The sequence below is a fragment of the Rahnella perminowiae genome, assembly GCF_019049695.1.
Lineage (GTDB): Bacteria > Pseudomonadota > Gammaproteobacteria > Enterobacterales > Enterobacteriaceae > Rahnella > Rahnella perminowiae.
In genome coordinates this window covers 1-490 of sequence record NZ_JAFMOT010000094.1, presented here as the reverse complement: position 1 = coordinate 490, position 490 = coordinate 1, and the positions used below count along the sequence as shown (strand labels likewise).

The 490-nt window shown below is 30.4% G+C and carries 1 protein-coding gene; it reads left to right on the top strand.

Translation table 11 applies throughout. The features are described 5' to 3' along the window. Positions 1-490: transglycosylase domain-containing protein (locus J1781_RS00460; protein ID WP_217233031.1), on the top strand; the 490-nt coding region annotated here is incomplete at both ends.

Below are 490 nucleotides of genomic sequence, written 5' to 3'. Positions count from 1 at the left end.
GATTATATTAATATTAATTCAAATAAAGAAGTAACCTCTTCTTTAATTGATAAACTAAGAATATCTGAAGATCATCGTCAATTATTACATATGGGTGTTGACCCAATCGCTATTATTAGAACGATCTATCTAAAAATATTTAAGAATATACATCAAGGAGCAAGTACAATAGAACAACAGCTTATCAGAACCATAACTAAAAGGTACGAAAAAACTATACGAAGAAAGATTAGAGAACAGATACTGGCTATTCTAATAAGAAATGCATCAACACCAGATGATATTTGTAGATGCTACATTTCATGTTGTTATTATGGATATAGCACGTATGGGGTAGACAAACTCTTAATTAAATACCCTGACCTTTGTGAGTATAGCATAGTTGCAAGGATTAAATACCCATTCAGGAAAAATCTTGATCTTAGAACAGAGAAAAAATATCGTCAGAGATCCCTTTACCTCAATCAGCTATATGAGGATAATTTTAAAA